This is a genomic window from Aliifodinibius sp. S!AR15-10 (assembly GCF_031569985.1).
In the GTDB taxonomy this organism is placed as follows: Bacteria; Bacteroidota; Rhodothermia; order Balneolales; family Balneolaceae; genus JAMQKA01.
Genome location: NZ_JAMQKA010000010.1, coordinates 31,218 through 49,744 on the forward strand (window position 1 = coordinate 31,218; position 18,527 = coordinate 49,744).

Annotated in this window: 11 protein-coding genes; 4 read left to right on the forward strand and 7 right to left on the reverse strand. The window is 46.3% G+C overall.

Going from position 1 to position 18,527, the window contains the following annotated elements; all coding sequences use genetic code 11:
• Positions 1 to 11: 11 nt before the first annotated feature.
• The 3 genes from NC796_RS08645 (at position 12) to NC796_RS08655 (ending at position 3,927) form a co-directional block, all read left to right on the forward strand.
• Complete coding sequence (locus tag NC796_RS08645; protein WP_310683977.1) at positions 12 to 2,648, forward strand: PP2C family protein-serine/threonine phosphatase; 2,637 nt, start codon at positions 12 to 14, stop codon at positions 2,646 to 2,648.
• On the forward strand, positions 2,638 to 3,198 hold the full coding sequence (locus NC796_RS08650) for a thioredoxin fold domain-containing protein (RefSeq protein ID WP_310683978.1): 561 nt from the start codon (positions 2,638 to 2,640) through the stop codon (positions 3,196 to 3,198). The genes NC796_RS08645 and NC796_RS08650 overlap by 11 nt, the downstream gene beginning before the upstream one ends.
• Before the next feature lie 66 nt (positions 3,199 to 3,264).
• On the forward strand, positions 3,265 to 3,927 hold the full coding sequence (locus NC796_RS08655; protein WP_310683979.1) for a metal-dependent transcriptional regulator: 663 nt from the start codon (positions 3,265 to 3,267) through the stop codon (positions 3,925 to 3,927).
• Between the two features lie 771 nt (positions 3,928 to 4,698).
• Here the strand turns inward: NC796_RS08655 and NC796_RS08660 are convergent.
• Positions 4,699 to 5,205, reverse strand: coding sequence for a thioredoxin family protein (locus NC796_RS08660; protein ID WP_310683980.1), 507 nt, complete (start codon positions 5,203 to 5,205; stop codon positions 4,699 to 4,701).
• A gap of 15 nt (positions 5,206 to 5,220) precedes the next feature.
• Positions 5,221 to 7,446 carry a TonB-dependent receptor gene (locus NC796_RS08665; protein WP_310683981.1) on the reverse strand — a complete coding sequence of 742 codons (2,226 nt, stop codon included), beginning with the start codon at positions 7,444 to 7,446 and terminating at the stop codon, positions 5,221 to 5,223.
• Between the two features lie 215 nt (positions 7,447 to 7,661).
• Between NC796_RS08665 and NC796_RS08670 the strand changes: the two genes are divergently transcribed.
• Positions 7,662 to 8,987 (forward strand): nucleotide sugar dehydrogenase, encoded by a 1,326-nt coding sequence (locus NC796_RS08670; protein ID WP_310683982.1) that lies wholly within the window; start codon positions 7,662 to 7,664, stop codon positions 8,985 to 8,987.
• Between the two features lie 490 nt (positions 8,988 to 9,477).
• On the opposite strand, the gene NC796_RS08675 is transcribed toward NC796_RS08670, so the two are convergent.
• The 5 genes from NC796_RS08675 to NC796_RS08695 all read right to left on the reverse strand — a co-directional run bounded on the left by NC796_RS08675 (position 9,478) and on the right by NC796_RS08695 (position 18,172).
• The gene (locus NC796_RS08675; protein WP_310683983.1) at positions 9,478 to 11,466 is read right to left on the reverse strand and encodes a PepSY-associated TM helix domain-containing protein; all 1,989 of its coding nucleotides are present in this window, start codon (positions 11,464 to 11,466) and stop codon (positions 9,478 to 9,480) included.
• Positions 11,405 to 13,816, reverse strand: coding sequence for a TonB-dependent receptor (locus NC796_RS08680; protein WP_310683984.1), 2,412 nt, complete (start codon positions 13,814 to 13,816; stop codon positions 11,405 to 11,407). Before NC796_RS08680 ends, NC796_RS08675 begins: the two co-directional genes overlap by 62 nt.
• Before the next feature lie 258 nt (positions 13,817 to 14,074).
• Positions 14,075 to 14,413, reverse strand: a complete 339-nt coding sequence (locus NC796_RS08685) for a DUF6686 family protein (protein WP_310683985.1) — start codon at positions 14,411 to 14,413, stop codon at positions 14,075 to 14,077.
• Between the two features lie 99 nt (positions 14,414 to 14,512).
• Positions 14,513 to 15,775 (reverse strand): PepSY-associated TM helix domain-containing protein, encoded by a 1,263-nt coding sequence (locus NC796_RS08690; RefSeq protein WP_310683986.1) that lies wholly within the window; start codon positions 15,773 to 15,775, stop codon positions 14,513 to 14,515.
• A gap of 6 nt (positions 15,776 to 15,781) precedes the next feature.
• On the reverse strand, positions 15,782 to 18,172 hold the full coding sequence (locus NC796_RS08695) for a TonB-dependent receptor (RefSeq protein ID WP_310683988.1): 2,391 nt from the start codon (positions 18,170 to 18,172) through the stop codon (positions 15,782 to 15,784).
• Positions 18,173 to 18,527 lie beyond the last annotated feature (355 nt).

Below are 18,527 nucleotides of genomic sequence, written 5' to 3' on the forward strand. Positions count from 1 at the left end.
GGCGCTACCGCATGTCGCTGCTTAAACAAAACGAAAGCTATTCCGTTCGGGATTTTCTCTTTATTGCCGTTGGTTTGCTGAGCTTGTTCGGGTTTTTCATGAGCTATGGCTCCCAAGACCCGCGAGGGATGATAGATTCATCCATGGACCAGTCTTTAGCAATGATGAAGGGGGCGGAAGTAGTGAATTCCCTGGGATTCAATACGGGCAACTACCATTCGAAGGTAAATTTCGGGACAAATAACCGATTGCTGGACAGCCTTCAGTTCAGCCTGGGGCGAAAGAATGCTATAGAACTGTTTCGGGAAGACTCCACCATTAATATTTATCCCTACCACTGGGAAGTGCATTTTCGAAAGAAAATCCCCGGTGATGAAGAAGGAGAAATTGTTTTCGGAGATAATCCCGAAAACAGGGAGACAGGGCCTAATGAATTTATTCTTCGTTTTTCATCCTCGGGCAAGTGGATTGAACTGTTAAACGGAAGTGACTTTATTCCTGAACGGAAGGTCAATCGAGAGGCCCTGCAAAACGTTTTTACTTCTGACAGCCTTCGGGCGATATTTGAAACACTTCCCGATACCAGCTGGTATGAAAGTCTCCATTTTGATTTGGAGCAGGACTATAACGATACAACAACCCAGGCAATGGAAACAGCCGCTGGGAGTGGGCAATCGTTTGACCGCTCACAGCTGCTTCGGTTGTGTGAATACTACCTGCAACGTTCAGGATGGGATGTAGAAAATTTTTCTGTAGCTAACATCCGTATCGAAACACTGGAGTCAACTGCGGTTGCCCGGATCCAGTATAAGTCCACGGAAAAGATACATGGACAGGAAGTAAATCTTGAGGCCTCTGTGACACCTGCTGGAGCACTGCTGGGATTGAGTGCCAGCTACAATCCTCGACTTGTCAACGGTCAGAGAGGTCCCCAGATTCCGGAATTAATTACGATTGCCAGCATTTTCCTGTTTGGTATTGGGACCATCATCATATTCTATTTTCGGATTCGCGCTCGGGTGGTCGATACAAAATCGGCCCTGGTGCTCAGCATTATTGCCGGTTTTATTGTGCCGGTAATTATTTTCCTGAACCAGGTCCATGAGTTCAATATTTTTGAGGAGGGTGCAAACTGGGTCGATTTTGTTGGTATTGCCCTGAGCATGGGCATCACCGGAGCAGTAGCCTCGGTTGGTTTTTTCATTGTATCGGCAGTCGGGGATTCGGTGACCCGTCAAAATTGGCCAAAAAAGCTGGATTGTTATGATTACCTGCGACAAGGGATGTTTTTCAATAAACCGGTGGGTGAGGCACTTCTTCGTTCAGTGATACTCACGTTTTTGCTGGCAGGTATTTGGTCAGCATTGCTCTGGGTATTCCCCGATCTGTATATCCACATGGACGAACCCATTTTGAGCCACGAGGTGATATGGCCACCCGTTTACCTTATTTTTGACAATACTTGGTTTAGCTTGATTCTCATCTTCAGCATATTTCTTGTGGTTGGTTCACAGACCTATGCCCAAACATCCAACCAGTGGATCGCCGCAATTTTTATGATTTTGGCGGTAGCAATAATTGAACCGATCCCTTTTTCCACGGGACCAACTGCGGAACAGTTTCTGCTTTTAAGTATTCTTGGGGCCGTGATGGTGGGCATTTACCTGTATTGGGACTTCTTGACGCTGCTGTTAATACATTTCTTGTTCAACTGTTTATTGGTGGTCTCCAGTGGGTGGGTGATTGCAGGTTCGCCGGATCTATACCTCTTTATCTTTTACCTGTCATTCCTGGTGATAATAATAGTGGCGGGTACTCTATTTGTAACACGAGGAAAAGAAGAACAGGCGTTACCCGATTATGTGCCCGAATATGTAGAAGAGCTGGCCCAGGAACAGCGCATCAAACAGGAGCTCCAGATTGCGCGGGATGTACAGCAGTCATTTCTGCCGGTAAGTACACCGGCGATCAATAACCTCGATCTGGCGGCCATCTGTAAACCGGCCTATGAAACCGGTGGGGATTATTATGACTTTATTCAGCTTAATGATCACCGAATTGGTGTGGCGATCGGTGATGTGAGCGGAAAGGGAATACAAGCCGCATTTTACATGACATTTACCAAGGGCATCCTGCACACCCTTTGCAGAGAGACTGAGTCCCCGGCCCAGGTACTGAAGAAGGCCAACAAACTGTTTTATGAGAATGCCCGGCGCGGCACGTTTATCTCACTGATTTATGGCATTGTGGATACACGGGAGAAGACATTCCGTTTTGCCCGGGCTGGTCATAACCCCATACTTCATTTTTCCTCTAAAAACGGTACCTTAGAACAGCTACAGCCCGACGGCCTGGGACTTGGATTGACGATCTCTGAGTCGTTTGATAACAACATTCAGGAAAAGACACTGGATCTCTCTGCCGGTGATCTATTGGTGCTCTACACTGACGGCGTTATCGAATCGTTAAATACTGCACGCCAGTTCTATGGAACCAAACGCCTCGAAACATTGCTGAATAGCAGCGTGAAGAAAAATGCCAACGATATACTTTCCGATCTGGTGAACGATGTGACCACATTTTCCGGGCAGGCGAAGCAGCATGACGACATGACAGTGATGGTAATAAAGCTTAACAATGAAAGTTAAAATAGATAAATTGGGCAATGAATTGCGTTATATTCAAAATGATATGAAACAGGTAGCTATACTTTTATCTTTCTTTTTGTTTTTATTTGGATCTGGCTTCGATCATTCAGATGGAATTCAGGAAAAAGCGGGTATAACATGGTATTCGTTAAAAGAAGCACAACAACTGGCCAATACTTCTGACAAGAAGGTGTTCATTTATATGGAGGCCAGTTGGTGTGGATACTGCAAAAAAATGGAAAATGAGGTGTTCCCCGTCAAAGAGGTGCAGGATGCGATGCAGGAATACTTTTATCCTGTGCGCATGGATATTGAGTCCGACAAAGAGATTACCTTCAACGGGACACAGATGACCAAAAAGGAATTTGCAAGCTCTATCCGCGTGACTGGTACACCGACCCATCTTTTCCTGGATGGGAAAGGTGAAATATTGGGGAAACAACCAGGGTTTATACCTGCTGATGTTTTTAAATCCCTACTTTCCTACGTTGGCAGCGACGCGTTTGGCCAAATAAAATTCGAGCAGTATCTGAATGAATCTAAAAAGTAATCTTGAAAATGCGTTTTCACTTAACTTTGTATAACCAGGATTGGAAATTAAAATTAAGCTTTGCACATGGTTCTGAGTCAAGCTGTTGAAGACTATCTGAAAACAATTTATATCCTCGAATCTGAGGGATCCGGTGCCACCACATCCAGTATTGCAGAATCCCTTGATGTCTCTTCCGCTTCTGCTACAAATATGGTAAAGCGTTTATCCAAAATGGGACTTGTTGACTATCAATCGTACAAGGGCGCCACACTGACCAACTCAGGCCGAAAAATTGCGCTTGAAATTATTCGTCACCACCGTCTGCTGGAGCTCTACCTTCTTGAAGTGATGGGGTATTCCTGGGATGAGGTGCATGATGAAGCGGAGAAACTGGAACACCATATCTCCGAACAGTTTGAAGATAAAATTGCGGAGCTACTTGATAACCCCACGCATGATCCCCACGGCGATCCCATCCCCACCAAAGAAGGAGTCATGCCCGAACTTGATGCCGAGCCGCTTGGACATGCGAAGGCCGATAAGATATATATTGTCAGCCGCGTTAAAGACCAGGATCCTGAGGTACTGCGCTACCTGGAGAAAATTGGGATGCTGCCGGGTGTTAAAGTGGAAGTCAAGGATAAAGCCCCGTTCAACGGACCGATCACGATTCTGCTTGAAGACACCGAGCAGGCGATTGGATACGAGATAGCCAATAAGATTTTTGTCGCCGAAATGCCGGGATAAGGACTCTTGGAATTATTTTTTGTCACATACTCAGCTTAGTTAGTATGCTTAATAATCTCGTGTTGTCCATTTTTGTAATGAGTAATACGTAATGCGTAAAATACAGAATATGGAAAATCCGCTGGGGATTTGGAATAACTGGTAGTTCAGCCTCCTAAAATAACGTCAATTCGAGATACAAAACTGTCATTGTGAGGAATTCAGCGAAATCCAGCGGCAATTTCCCATGCGTAAACAAAAAACGGATGAGGAGATCGCCGGCCGACCGCATCGTTTAGCCAAACACGTACACCAAAGCCTCATCGCGATATCCATATGTTCAACTCAGGTTAAGCCGGACCTCCTCACGAGGGGTTTTCAATAAGTCCTGGTGAAAATCTTCTTTTTATAGATTCTCGTGCTTACCAAGACGACTATCTCATATGTAGTGAGACCATCGTCTTATACTTACCGAGACCATCGTCTCGTAGACCTTGAGACTACTATCTTAGTGCCTGTGAGACGACCGTCTCAATTAATTGAGCATATCCTCTGAAATGCAAAAATATTTAGCATCAGTTCGAGACAGAACCTGTCATTGCGAAGAGGGATTAAGTGATCATCGGGATCCCGAAACCTTTCGGAGGCGATCTCCCGGCGGGTGAACAGAAAATGGACGGGGAGATCCCCACGTCGACCTCAAGATGAAAGTCCAATACTATCAAAGACGCCTCCTCGCGATGACAGCTATAATTTTTGTGATCCTTATATCGAACTCACGTTAAAATAAATCTATAACCCAGCCTCTGATAGAAACTCCTCAAAAGACTGACGCTGGTAAGCTTCGCTGGCAATATAGCTCAGGATGGGACGGAGTTGTGAAGCCTCTCTGAATCCCGAGAGATGCAACAGATATTCTCCATTTGAATTTAATAAAACCAATCCTGGAACTTCCTGTACGTTGAGATGCTGAGCCACTCGCAGCGCCGTTAGTTGTTGATTTTTATAAGAAAGAAGAGTTTCATTGTCGTCGCGGTTGAGCCTTGTAAATACGAATTGTCTCTCGAAATTGGACTGTATTTTAGGATAAACTTCTTTCTCCATTTTTTTGCACCAACCGCACCAGGGAGCCCAGACGTCCACCAAGATGGGACGACCTGTAGAATCTGCAATTGACAGGGCTTCTTCAAAGGAGGCCCATTGAATTTCCTGGCTGTGCACGGGGGTAGGTTTGATTGCAAAAAGCAGGAGTACTACTGCCAGAACGGGTCCATATTTTATGATTGTTGAATTTTTCATAATCAACCTCGTGAGTTACCTGAGATTTAATCGGGTTCCAAGAGATACGGTACGACCAACAATGGGGCCCCAGGTGTAAATGGTATCGAACTGCGGACCAAACGGGGCGGAGGCATCGACCAGTGGACTTCCCTGCGTGTAGTCAAAGATGTTTTCTACCGATAAGTAAGCCTCGAAGCCTACCCCGTTTGCACTGTTTACGTTTGTAAACTCTTTGGTAAGTTTAAGATCATGCGTCGTGTAGGTGGGAGACCAGCGGTCGCGCCCAAACTGTGTCACATAGTTTTCCGGCATCCGTTTGGGACCAACGAGATTCCCAGTGTACCCAATAGATAGATCCAGGAATCGCAGCAGGTAACTGGCGCCCCATGACCCGATATAGTCGGGTGCGTATGTCAGGGACTGCCGTTGCCCATTTTCTTCTGTAAATACATCCATCAGCGTGAAGCTGGCATTGTAGCTTAGCGGGATGGCGGTCAGGCTGTGATCCAGGTCAATCGAAACCCCACGAGTAACGGAGAATCCATCCAGGTTTTCGTAGACAATCAGGTTTGGATCCTGGTCATAGTCGGGAATGATTTTATTGGTAAAGTGGGTATAGAACCCATCGAGGTTTACAGTCAGGGGATTTGTGCCTAATGGAAATACATGCTCAATGCTGGCAGTCAGACTACGCGATTGTTCCGGGTCAAGATCCTCTGCAAAAACCACCTCACGGGATCCTGTTAGCGCTGCATGGTCTTCTGTGAAAACGTTGACGACCCGAAATCCCGTTCCCCCGCTGGCCCGAAATGTGGTTCTTGCAGAAGGACTAAACTTTGCCGAGAGGCGGGGTGCTGTGACAAACCCGTGTTCGCTGTGATGGTCCACCCGAAGACCTGCCAGGAGCGTGATATCACCAATCGATGCCTCACTCTGTGCAAATAAACCGGGTATGAATCGATGGTTTGTGCCGTCGGAAGTCGCTGGTGTGTTGTCGTCATACGTTTGGTAGCGAACAGTTGATCCAAGCAAAAGTTGAATAGATTCAGTGACAGGCTGGTCCCACGTTGCCTGACCATAAACGATGTTCTGCTGCGCGTCGTAGTGATCCGTTCCGTAATAGCTGTCCTGGTTGTGGAATGTCAGGGCTCCACTAAAACGGAGCCGCTGATCGAATCCAAGGGGCCGGTATTCAGTTAAAAGCTCAGCTCGTTTAGTATAAATTGATTCCCCGTAAATTTGATCTGAGCCCCGCATTTTATCGGAAAATGCCTTAACTCCCCCGGTACGGTTCTCATCATACAGTTTAGCTGCTACGTTCAACATCTGCTCGCCATTCGGTCCGGCCAGGGTTCCCTTGCCGAATAAAGCTATGCGTGATCGTTTGGCTACATCGTTGAAATTGTCATCATTGCGATCAAAATAGTTCTCCATTCTAAGCAGGTCACCACTGACAAAGCCTTGGAAGCGCCCAATTTTGGGAGTGGCCGCAAGGTTAATACTTCCCTCCTCTGTGCTCTTGCCAAAAATTTCGGCTGAGAAGCCCGGAGTGTTTTTTGGATTTTTTGTGATGATATTCACAACACCACCCAGCGCCTCAGTACCGTAGAGTGTGGATTGCGGACCTTTGATGACCTCAACCTGGTCGATGATGGAGGGGCTGATGCCGTTGAGACCGTACACTGAAGCCAGGGCTCCCATGATCGGCATTCCGTCGATCAGCACAGCCGTGTTGGGCCCCTCCACCCCGTTAATGCGGATGGCGTTTGTCCCGCAGACCCCACAGTTCAATTGCGTAGATAGACCGCCGATATTACTGATCAGGTCCATGATGTTGGAGCTGGTCTTACCCTTTTGCAGGCCTTGAGCATTAACAACGGCAACTTTTACCGGTGATTCCTTTACATAAGTTTCTCGCATTGTGCCCGTAACGACCACCTGGTCCAATTCCAGGGTGGAGGACTCCATGTCAATATTCAACTCTATTGTTTCCCCCTCTCCGACTGTGACCTTTTTTCTAACAGCGGCATATCCAATGGCAGATACGCGCAACTGGTGTGTACCCGTCGGCACGCGTTTAATGGTGAAGTACCCGTTTTTATCGGTAGAGTTTCCGATCTGTAATTCCTGGATTCCAATATTAGCTCCGACCACCGGTTCGTCGCCACTGGTAACTCTTCCGTTAATCTCTCCAGTTTGTGCCTGAACGAGTGTTAGAGGCGCGATCGACAATAATAAAAGTAGAATGTAAAATCTCATTGATAACTTGGTAAAAATTATTTTTTAGCTGCAACTAAAATATCAGGCAAAATTTAATTTTAGTCAAGGCTAAAAATAGATTTTCAATTGGAAGGGGAGTGTTGCTGGATAAGGTGATGTTGGAATATGAGGGAACTTAAGTTTGCAGTCTTCGTAAGGGATTTGTACGATATGAGCTACTTTTAAAAGGAATATCTACCAGAATTATTGATTCGATGATTGAACAACTGATACAGAAAATCGAGGATCGCGAATACACTGTTGGGATTATAGGCCTTGGTTACGTAGGCTTACCATTGCTATGGACCTTTCATAAAGAAGAGATGCCTGTTATCGGATTCGATATCGATGAAATGAAAACGGAAGCCATTACGTCCGGTACTCCCTACATAAAGCACTTGGGCACCGAGATGATGCAGGTTCTTTCTGAAAGCGATCACTGTGATGCTACAACTGATTTCAGTCGGCTGGCTGAAACTGATGCCGTTTTGATATGTGTGCCGACTCCACTCGATGAAAAGCGGAATCCCGATATGGAGTATGTTGAAAAGACCTGCACAACGATCGGAGAACAACTCAGGGAAGGGCAACTGGTCGTACTGGAATCCACAACGTACCCTGGAACTACAGAAGATCTGATTATTCCCATTCTGGAATCCCAATCTGGTTTAACAGCGGGTAAGGATTTTTACCTTGCATTTAGCCCGGAACGGGAAGATCCGGGAAATGCCAATTTTAATACGTCCCAGATTCCCAAAGTTGTTGGGGGACATACGCCCGAAGGACTCCAACTTGCAAAAGCGTTGTATGATGTTGCCATTGTAGAGACAGTTCCGGTATCGGATACGAAAACGGCTGAAGCAGTAAAAATTACGGAGAATGTTTTCCGTGCCGTTAACATAGCACTGGTGAATGAGCTGAAGCTAATTTATCACAAGATGGGCATCGATGTGCACGAAGTGCTGGATGCCGCTGACACCAAACCGTTTGGTTTTATGAAGTTTGTGCCGGGACCGGGACTCGGGGGACACTGCATCCCCATTGACCCTTTTTACCTGACGTGGAAAGCGAGGGAATATGACCAGAACACGCGTTTTATTGAACTGGCAGGTGAGATCAATACTGCCATGCCCCGATATGTCATAGACCAAACAATCAAGGCTCTGAATGCGCATAAGAAGCCGGTCAATGGGAGCAAGATTTTAGTCATTGGTCTGGCATACAAGCCGGATGTGGATGACATGAGGGAATCCCCCACCTTCCCAATTATGGATTTACTCAAAGAGTATGGAGCCGAGATTTCATATTATGATTCGCATATCCCGGTCATTCCGCCCTCGCGTGATCACAAGGAGTGGACGGGCACAGAATCGATCATATGGAGCAAGGAGGCTCTGAAAGAATTCGATGCCGTTATTATCTCAACCAACCATTCAGATATTAATTATAAAGAGTTGGCCGAATGCTGTGACTGCATTATCGATACGCGCAACAGCATGAAAGATTATGCTACAACTCCCGGACAGGTTTGGCAGGCGTAAGGAGTTTTGAGTTATTAATCACTGATGTCCGGAAAAAAACTTTTGGAGTTGCCCTACTTCTCATTCCTGCTGTTCATTTTTTCAGCGATGAAATCCGCCGGTAGTCGGACTAAAGAACTAAACGAAAAAAATCGCCGGCTCGGGTAAACTTGACCTGAAGGACTCGTCGTTCCGCTAAAAAAATCGCAGATTTTTTCTTCACGCTCTCCTCCGCTCCCTTCCGGGCGGTTAACTTTACCAAGGCCGGATGCCGGAGGCTGGGCTTATTATATAAAACTGTTATTACAAGGGTTCATATTGAATTTCTCTTCTAAAAACTGCAGTAATGAACGTAAATGCCATTTTTGCCTAAAAGATTAATTTCGCCGGACACTAATGGTTATTAATTGTGAATTTTGAATTTATGGCATCTCGTTCCGTACCTCCGGTGCGGAACGGTCTGTCCGTGATCTCGGGTCAAGAGTTAGCTGAATCCAACGTCCCGTCCCGTTTACCCAGGGTTCATTGATCGGACGGGATCGCCATGTATGTTCTCCCTTCTTATTGCCTGGATGGTGTTAACTCTGAATTTATCTCGCAGATTTGTCAGGAGAAATCGCAACCAGAGTCCAATAATACTGATTGTAAGCAGGATAAAAGCCCCGATATAGATCCAGATCGAAGCCGGAGTATTTGGAAATGTGGGGGTAGCGTTTGCTACTGCAGGGTGCTCATACGTTACGTTTGCCAGGTTTTTTCTGCTGACTGTGGCTTCATAGATCGTGCCGTCAAAACTTTGGGTTACCAGGGTAAATGTTTCCGGCAGGTTTGCAAGGGAATCAGTGGCAAAGTGCCTTGCCGACAGCGAACTGTTCCTGGCTAATGGGATCGATGCAGAATCAACTTTCCCTTCCGTTCCGGAAGTGAGGTACGCCTTTTTAAAATTGGGCAGACCGTTTGTCAGTACTTCTGCAGTGATAATGGATCTTCCATTGCGGTCGCTGGATGTTTGCAGTTTGAACTCCCAGGGACCAGTTTCAATGGTGTCAATGGATGCGGTAGCCGGTAGCCGGTTGGGAGCGTAGTACCGGACATCATCTACAGTCACAAATGTTACATGCAGGAGGTACAAGAGTGTGATGGCCGTTGATATTATAGCTCCGCGCATCAGGGGAATATTGCCAAGAGTTCTGGCAAATGGCTTTTCTTTATAAGTGGAGCTGTCGGTCCCATTCGTTTTGTTGTTTAAACGTTGTATCCGTCGATCTGTTTTGGCTGAATTTCGAATATACCAAAGGTAAGTGCCGGAAAGGATGGCGAATGAAAGAGCTAAACCGAAGATAAACCATAGAATTTTAGTGGGAATTCCTCCAAAGTATCCGAAGTGTATCGGGTCTGCGATATCGGTGATAAATTCAGCAGTGTTTAAATCGGAAGATTGCTGAACATGAACGACTTCCCCGGTAAAAGGATGGAGGTACACTTTGTTAGCGCGATCGCGCGTAAAGGGGTTTCCCGCCTGGCCATCGATGTAGACGTATTCCCCCGGGGCCGTAGGGACTCGAAGAGATTGAATATCGAGCCCGGGGAATGCTTTTTTAGCATTATGAATGTAAGTGCTGACAGGCAGTAGTTCTGGCGTTGGGCCAAATGTTGCCTGTTCTGTTTCTGTTATGGGAGTCGGTGAATCGGGAAGCAATACCTCACCGTTATCCGTGCCTTGAATCAAAAGTTCAGCAAAATAAAATACGCCGGTCAGGGCGATTAAAAGTGCAAAAATGAGTGACCATATTCCCAATAATTTATGGGTATCCGACCAGAGCGCTTTCAGCCCATTTTTTAACCTCAGTTTAAAGAGATTCTTCAGCCATCCCTTGTAAAATAGGAAGCCAGTAACTGAAGAAAACAACAGGAAAAAGGAGGAGAGCGTGACAATGAAAATGCCCCTGTTTCCATCAAAAAAGCGCCTGTGAAAGCTCCGGAAAAACCGCTGTGTGTTGAAGAAACTTGTATCCCCCTGGATTTGCCCGGTATACGGATTCAGGTAGACTTTGCGAATCTGACCATTTGGGATGCTTACATAGGCGACAGAAGTAAACCGTTTTCCCGAGCTGGCATAGGTTTCCTTGTAGATACCCAGGTTATTGCCATCCGGGAAGGCGTCTTGAACGGATTTGTACATTTGTTCCCACTGAATTGGTTTGTCCTGGGGGGCAACCCGCATATCCGGATTTATAAGCCAGTCCACTTCACTAGAAAAAACCGCGAAAGTCCCCGAAAAACAGATTATGAAAAGTAGAAGCCCGAGGTTTAGTCCCAGCCAACCATGGATTTTATAAAGGAGTTTATTGGAGATTAGATTCATAAATCGCAAAGCTGCATGTTTTTTAAAAAGCGTACTGCGTCTATGGGAAGACACAGTACGCTGATACCGGCAGTTAGAAAGAATAGGAGATATTGGCAAGGAAGTGGCGCGGTTCACCCGGGTAAAGTCGGCCATAGTTATAGCCCCCTTCCCAATAGGTTTCGTCAAACAGGTTATTAATATTCAGAGATAACTTAAATCGGTCGATACGATAATAGGCCGCGGCATCGAAAACCGTATATCCCGGCAACTGAAGAGATTCCTCAAATGTATTTCGCTCAGTGACGAAGTTGGCTCCCAACGAAAATCCGACGCCGTTGAATGCCCCTTCAGCTATCATATATTTTGTCCAGATACCGCCCTGGTGACGCGGTGCATTTTCCTTGATATTGCCGATCATCTGTGGGTCATCACTCTCGGTTATTTTAGCCACATTGTATGCATAGTTAGCATTGACACTGAAGTTACGGGTGATGCTCCCACTCATATCGATCTCAATCCCCTGGGACTGCTCCTGGCCTCGCTGTTCAAGGAGATTCGGGTTGGCCTGGTCATTTGCATTCACCAAGATGTTATTTTGGGTGATGTGATAGAGAGCCAGGTTTGCCAGCAGTCGATTATTGAAAAGTTCAGCTTTGAAACCGCCCTCGACCATCCGGCTGGTCAGCGGATCAAATGGTCCTCCATACAACTCCGGATCCTGGATTATTGAGGCGTCCTGCGGCTGAAAACCCTCGGTATAGGTTCCATACGCATTTATTTGGTCTGTAATACTAAACACGGCACCCACTCGCGGCAACAGCGTATTTTGGTCAATATGCTCGAACGTACCGTCATCATTGTTGAGGCGATTGGTATAAAACTCCTGTCGCAGACCCAGCAACATCTGGAGCCGCTCGCCAATTTTCATCTGGTCCTGGATGTAGATGCCATAGGTATACGTCCGGACCGGGTTCGTCAACCAGGGTTGTGAAAACCAGTTGGCACTGTAGGTTTCAGGATTGCGTTCAATGGTGTACGTCGGATTTTCGAGATCAAAGTTTCCAACGCCCCCGCCCTGCAGGGTATCGCCATCGGTGATAAAGAACTCATCTCCTCGGGCGCCGATCTGGGTGCGGTTGTCATCAACCTGGATATAGTCAAAGCCAAGCAGCGCTTTATGTTGCACAATTCCGGTTTTGAGCTTGCCGACAAAGTAGGAGGTCAGGTTGTTGGTGAACTGTTCTTGCTGCCGGCGGATATATGCCAGTTGCAGAATCGTGGGATCATCGGGCAGGAAGGCGTTACTGGTACGATGTTCTTCTAAATTCTCGTAATACTTGAACTTGAGATACGACATGTTGAACGAAAGATTCTCAGAAAACGAGTGGCTGAGCGATGCCGTAACGTAAAAGTCGGTCAGGTTTTGATAGTCTGTTGGCTGACTTAGAGAAAATTCAACCGGTGTAGAAGTCAGGTTGTCAGACTGATTGAAAATAGGTTGTCCCCGATCCAGTCTCGTTTTGTTATAGCTGTACACCAGGTCAACATTGACCCGGGTGTTGCTATTTGGGATAAAAGACACAGATGGAGCCACCAGGTAGGATTCATTAAACTGCAGCGTGCGAAAAGATTCAGCATCCTCATACCCGATATTCATACGGTAGAGCAGGGAGCGTTCATCATTCATCGGGCCGGTAAAATCGGCTGTAGCACGGTACGTGTTAAAGCTGCCAGTCGTAAAACTAAGGCTTTGCTTGCTAATCTCCAGCGGTTTCTTGGTAACCATGTTCACCGTCCCACCGGGATTGGTGTTGGCAAAAAGTGCTGATGCGGGTCCTTTTATTACTTCAATGCGTTCCAGGTGCGGCGTAAGCGGTTGGTTCCAGAACCCGAATCCCACACGCAGCCCGTTCAACAGCCGGTCATTTCCACTGCCACTTCGGAATCCACGCAGGACAAGATCATTATATCCTGAAAATTGATTCATCCCGCTTATATTTTTCGCCGTTTCGGCCAGCCGGTATACTTGTTGATCATCGAGAAGTTCTTTGGTTACGACTGAGATCGCTTGGGGAATATTCTTTGAAAGGGTGGCCGTTTTGGTGGCTGCAAAAGAGTAGTCATTTTTATAGGATTGTTCACTTCGGCCGGTAATTTCCACCTCCGCCAATTCAAGGAATGTCGATTCCAGGGCAATATCTACAGTTGTCGTTTGGCTTTTCTGAACATTCACCTCAACCTGTTGGCCGGTATATCCAACAGCGGATATTAAAAGGGTGTAATTGCCGGGAGATACACTTTCTATTGAAAAAAAGCCTTCGGTATCGGTAGAGCTTCCTTTTCGGGTATCCTGGATCCCAACATTTACACCGGCCAGGGGTTCACCTGTTTTCTTATCAAGAATAGTTCCTTCTAAAGATCCGGTTTGCTGTGCAAAACCAGTAGTGGCGGATATGAGTAGTAAGAGGAGTATGGAGCTCCAAAGTTGTATTAGACGGTTCATGGGAAAGTTAATTATGCTTATTTAGATTAAGTTTAAATAGCGGGCAGAATCTATTTAGCAGCGCTCCAAATAGCAAAAAAGTTTGGGGGGAAGGTTTTTACTGAGAAGGTGAGCTCAGCAACTTTTAAATTCCAGAAAATATGGAATGACCGCCTGATCCGTGTAAAGCCGGATTTAGCATAAAATTATCAGAAAGGGTATCCTTAAATAACTTCGATAGCATGACTAGCAGAGGATGTTCTCATGCTCTCAAGACGGTCAGTTCTCCTGCTCGGAATACAAAATTTGGTTGACCTCAAGCATGACCACCGCCTCTTGTAGCGCTTCCCTGACCATCTCGAACTCATCCTTTTGAAAGCAGAGCTGAATCTCCTGTCGACAGGTTTTCATCACCATGCGCGTGGTGCCGTCGGGAAAAGAAACGGCGCGACGGTCAAAGTTTAACTGCTGGAAGGACTCAGTAAACTGCTGGAATCCCGTAATATTGAAGTTGAGCAGCAGGTTTTTGTACATAAATCCGATATGGTTGCAGGATTTAAAACGTACAATGCGGAGATTGTCTTTACGTATTAATATGGTCGATTTTTTTGATTTCATAATTTACTGCCCAGTGTGACTTGAAATTCAATTTTAATGTATCTGTGTTTGGCGATGGAAGATCGGATGTTAAATGTTCAAACCTTCAACCTGTAACATTTAACCTTCAACTACTTCAGATTCCCTGGTCTCGTAGTCGGGCTCGGCAATTTTGGGCTCCGGAATTGATTGCTTGCTCTTTCGCTCTCGTTCTCTTTTCTCCCGTGCCCACTGTCGTTTCTTGCGATCCCACCATATGATAAAGCCCGTAACCGGGAGACTGCCACAAATTAGACTGGCAATAAAAGCAATAATTTTGCCCGGGATGCCACCGATGGCTCCAACGTGGATGTCGTAGTTCATAGCCAAGAGCTTTTCACCAGCGTTCTTTGATTCGTAATCTTCTGCCGCAATGAATTCACCGGTGTATTGATCGTAAGCCTCGTGAAAATGCTCGTAGTACGTTTGGCCGTCCGGATAAACGGTGGTTGTAATCGTTGCCTGGCTATCAGCGGGTGCTATAAAGCTGATGCGGTTGGCCTCGGGATTTTGGTTCCAGGCTTTGCGGTAAGCAACCTGCATAGGTGATTCGACGCCATCCTCCGGTGCCGCGGCTGATACATACTCCTTATGCTCGTCAGGTGGTAATTTGAATTCACCGGTGCCCAGGAAGTACATCGCTTTCTTGGCCGAGGGGAAATACCAGTAGAGCCCGGTAAACGCGATAATGAGTGTGAGTGTGAGAAAGTAGAAGCCCAACACGTTGTGCAGATCATAATTGACACGTCGCCAGGTGCCACCCCATTTGATCTTAAAACTACGCTGCCGACCGGCTTTATTCCACTTTTTAGGCCACCACAGCACCATCCCAGTGATAAGAAGCACAATGAAAATAAGCGTACTCCACACAATAATTGGCTGACCGATGGGCGTGGCCAGCAGCAAGCTCCAGTGGATGCCTTTAACAATCTGGAAAAAATCTGTTTTCTCGTTTTGTATGCCCTCAACTTCACCAGTGTACGGATTAATATAAGCCGTGCGGTAATCATCCATCGAACCGAAATAGGTCCATGCAAACTCATCGTTGGCTTCATAATTCATGGCCGACCAGTTGCGGCTTGGATCTTTATAGGAAGTGATCCCGTATGGCATCCGCTCAATGCCCAGCGCCTCGGCCGCTTTCTGTTCTAGTTCGGCTACCGGGAGCATTTGTCCATGTTGTGGTATTTTGTCGACGTGATAGAGGTCACTGCGGACCCATTCCGAGATCTCTTGATGAAAAACAAAAAGGCAACCAGTGATACTTAAGATGAGCACCACAAGCCCGGTGATAAGACCGAGCCAGCGGTGGGTGACGAGCATTACTTTTTTAAAAGAGGGCATAGGAGATCAGAATTTATAGGTAAAGCTGGCGGTTATATTGCGTGGTTGTTGGGGATTAATAGTCGACCAGCCTTTGTAATACACTTCATCCGTCAGGTTATTAATCTTTAGGTCCAGGCGGTAGTTTTCGGTGTTATAAAACACGGAACCGTTGAGCACGGTGTATGAGGGAAGGGTAAACTGTCCTGTTGCTTCCCGGTTCAGAATCAGGTTTTCACTGGCATAGTTGCCACCAAATCCGAATCCAAGACCATTAAGGGAGCCATCCGAAACGCGGTAACTGATCCATCCATTCAAGAGGTCCTTTGGACCTGCCTCTTCTGGACGCCTTCCAAGATAGTTTTCGTTGTCGGTTTTGGTAACTTCACTTTCATTATGGCTATAACCGGCAATAATATTCAGGCCGGGCACCGGTGAAGCTGTAATACTGGCTTCAAAACCACGACTGTAGTTTTCACCATCTTGCAAGTACTCTTCGGGAGCCACTTGTCGCACGACGTCGGAAACTGTGATGTTGTAGTAACTTACTGTGGCTGAAACGCGGTCGTCCAGCAGGTTGGCTTTGATCCCGGTTTCCCACTGATTGGCATGTTCAGGGGTAAACGAAAAGGTCTGATTCCCTGCGGTAACAGGAGCAACGTTCTGGAACCCGTTCATATAATTAGCAAACACTGAGAGTCTACCCGGTACTGGTTTCACAACAACACCAAACTTGGGAGAATAGGCGGTCTGGGTATAGTCGTCATCGTCTGTGGAAACGGTGCCCTCATTGTTGAAATGATCTATACGGAGACTAGCCATTACTGAGAGCTGTGGCAGGATATCTACAACATCAGAAATATATGCGCTGTAGGCCTGTTGCTTGGTTTCACTCAGGTTGACCGAGGCAGTTGCAAGGGCAGTGTCGGCGGCTTCCTTGGAGATTCCAGAAGGCTGAGTTCCCAGATTAACGGTTCCAAGCCCCACATAACCACTGCTGTTGTTAATGACGTTTTGCTGGAAGAAATCAAGCCCGACAACCATCTTGTTTTTCACGCTTCCAATTGAAAAATCCCCGATGAAGTTCTGCTGAATGTCGGTGCCCAGCGTAGTGGAATTCTGCTTGTTGAGATAGCGGGCAAACGTGCGGTTGGTGCCATCACCGGCAAAGTCCCAGAGATAGGTATAGTAGCCATCCGTTTTAGCGCTGCTGCTTGAGACGGCCGTCTGGGAAGTCCACTCGTCAGAGAGCTGGTACCTCATCTGTCCCTGGAAGTTGAAGGTTGGGTTGCTAATCGTCAGGTTGTTGCTCGTAAAGGAGTGCTCAGGATTATAATCAAGCTCCTTAATATTGGTGGAAATAAGTGGTGCGCTACGGTTCAGGAACAACATCGTGGGATTCGTACTCTCGGAATTGTAGTACTCGGTGTTAATCAGGAAGGAAAGGTCCTCGTTAACCTGGTATGAAAGTGAGGGCGCAATAAACATCGATTTGCCGAAGCCGGCATCCTGGAAGCTGTTTTCGGTATGGAAAGCGGTATTTACACGCAGTGCAATTTCTTCATCACTGCTAATCGGTGTATTCACATCGGCGGTAATGCGGTTAAGACCAAAGCTCCCATTTTTGTAGGACACTTCGCCCCCGAAATTGTTGTACGGCTTTTTAGTCACCACATTAATAAGTCCCCCATAAGAGATTAAACTGCTTCCATAGAGCGTTCCAGAGGGGCCTTTCATGATCTCTACTCGGTCAATATTGGCGGGATCAGGAGTGCCATTGGTAAGGGAAGGAAGACCGTTCGTAAGTTGGGGCTGTGTTGCGAATCCCCGGAGCGAATAATAACCGGCTCCATCCCCGCCACGGCCGGTAGATTCCCAAAGCTTGAATACCCCAGGTGTATTATGGAAAACATCCTCAAAATTCGTGACGACCTGGTCTTCCAGCAATTCAGAGGTGACGGTGTTGTACACCTGTGGATTGTTGATGTTTTCAAGCGGAAGCTTGGCCACATGTTCGGTTATTTGGGTATTGAATTTGTTAACTTCTCGGGCATTAACCACAACTTCCTGCAGTTCCTGGTTGGAATCGGAGAGCGTTACATTAATGTTGAGCTGACTGCCGGCCTGAATAGTTATTGATCTCTTTTCTTTTTCATATCCAATTCCGGAAACAACAAATGTGTAATCACCCGATGGGATATGGTTTATTTCATAATAGCCCTCAACATTACTCGCGGCTCCATAATTGGTGCCTTCCAGGCTAATGTTAATATTGGGAAGAGGTTTATTTTCAACGTCTGTCACTTTCCCTTCTATGCTGCCACTGGATTGTGCATGAGCAGAAAAGGTAAACAGTAGTAAGAAAGTGGAGACTAGGAAAGATAATTGCAGGGAGTTTGGTTGGTAGGATTGTAGCATTAGTATTATTAATTAAAATTCAGGGATTGTGATGCTATGAAATTTCACTGTTCCTGAGCCACTTAGAGATTTCGAGTAATACGCTATACGTTTTACTGAAACCACAGACTCATATCTATTTAGATCACCTCTAAATAATAGGCCGTAATTTTATTTAGATTTGGTTTAAATAACAAGAATTTCTTTTGGCTTTTTGTCGAGTAAAGACATTGGAGAAAAAAGGCGGCCTGACAATTGGAAGGGCGGGGATTATAGAAATAATGAGCCGCAAAGCTTGACTAGGAAAAGGTAATAACAAAGGAGAAGTAAGTCCGCGCTAGTATATCACTCACCAAAGTATGACTCCAGCGCGGAC

Bases quoted from the DNA above. Each gene is read 5' to 3' on its own strand.
- NC796_RS08645 (WP_310683977.1), top strand. From the start codon at position 12: ATGTCGCTGCTTAAACAAAACGAAAGCTATTCCGTTCGGGATTTTCTC.
- NC796_RS08650 (WP_310683978.1), top strand. From the start codon at position 2,638: ATGAAAGTTAAAATAGATAAATTGGGCAATGAATTGCGTTATATTCAA.
- NC796_RS08655 (WP_310683979.1), top strand. From the start codon at position 3,265: ATGGTTCTGAGTCAAGCTGTTGAAGACTATCTGAAAACAATTTATATC.
- NC796_RS08660 (WP_310683980.1), bottom strand. From the start codon at position 5,205: ATGAAAAATTCAACAATCATAAAATATGGACCCGTTCTGGCAGTAGTA.
- NC796_RS08665 (WP_310683981.1), bottom strand. From the start codon at position 7,446: ATGAGATTTTACATTCTACTTTTATTATTGTCGATCGCGCCTCTAACA.
- NC796_RS08670 (WP_310683982.1), top strand. From the start codon at position 7,662: ATGATTGAACAACTGATACAGAAAATCGAGGATCGCGAATACACTGTT.
- NC796_RS08675 (WP_310683983.1), bottom strand. From the start codon at position 11,466: ATGGCCGACTTTACCCGGGTGAACCGCGCCACTTCCTTGCCAATATCT.
- NC796_RS08680 (WP_310683984.1), bottom strand. From the start codon at position 13,816: ATGAACCGTCTAATACAACTTTGGAGCTCCATACTCCTCTTACTACTC.
- NC796_RS08685 (WP_310683985.1), bottom strand. From the start codon at position 14,413: ATGAAATCAAAAAAATCGACCATATTAATACGTAAAGACAATCTCCGC.
- NC796_RS08690 (WP_310683986.1), bottom strand. From the start codon at position 15,775: ATGCCCTCTTTTAAAAAAGTAATGCTCGTCACCCACCGCTGGCTCGGT.
- NC796_RS08695 (WP_310683988.1), bottom strand. From the start codon at position 18,172: ATGCTACAATCCTACCAACCAAACTCCCTGCAATTATCTTTCCTAGTC.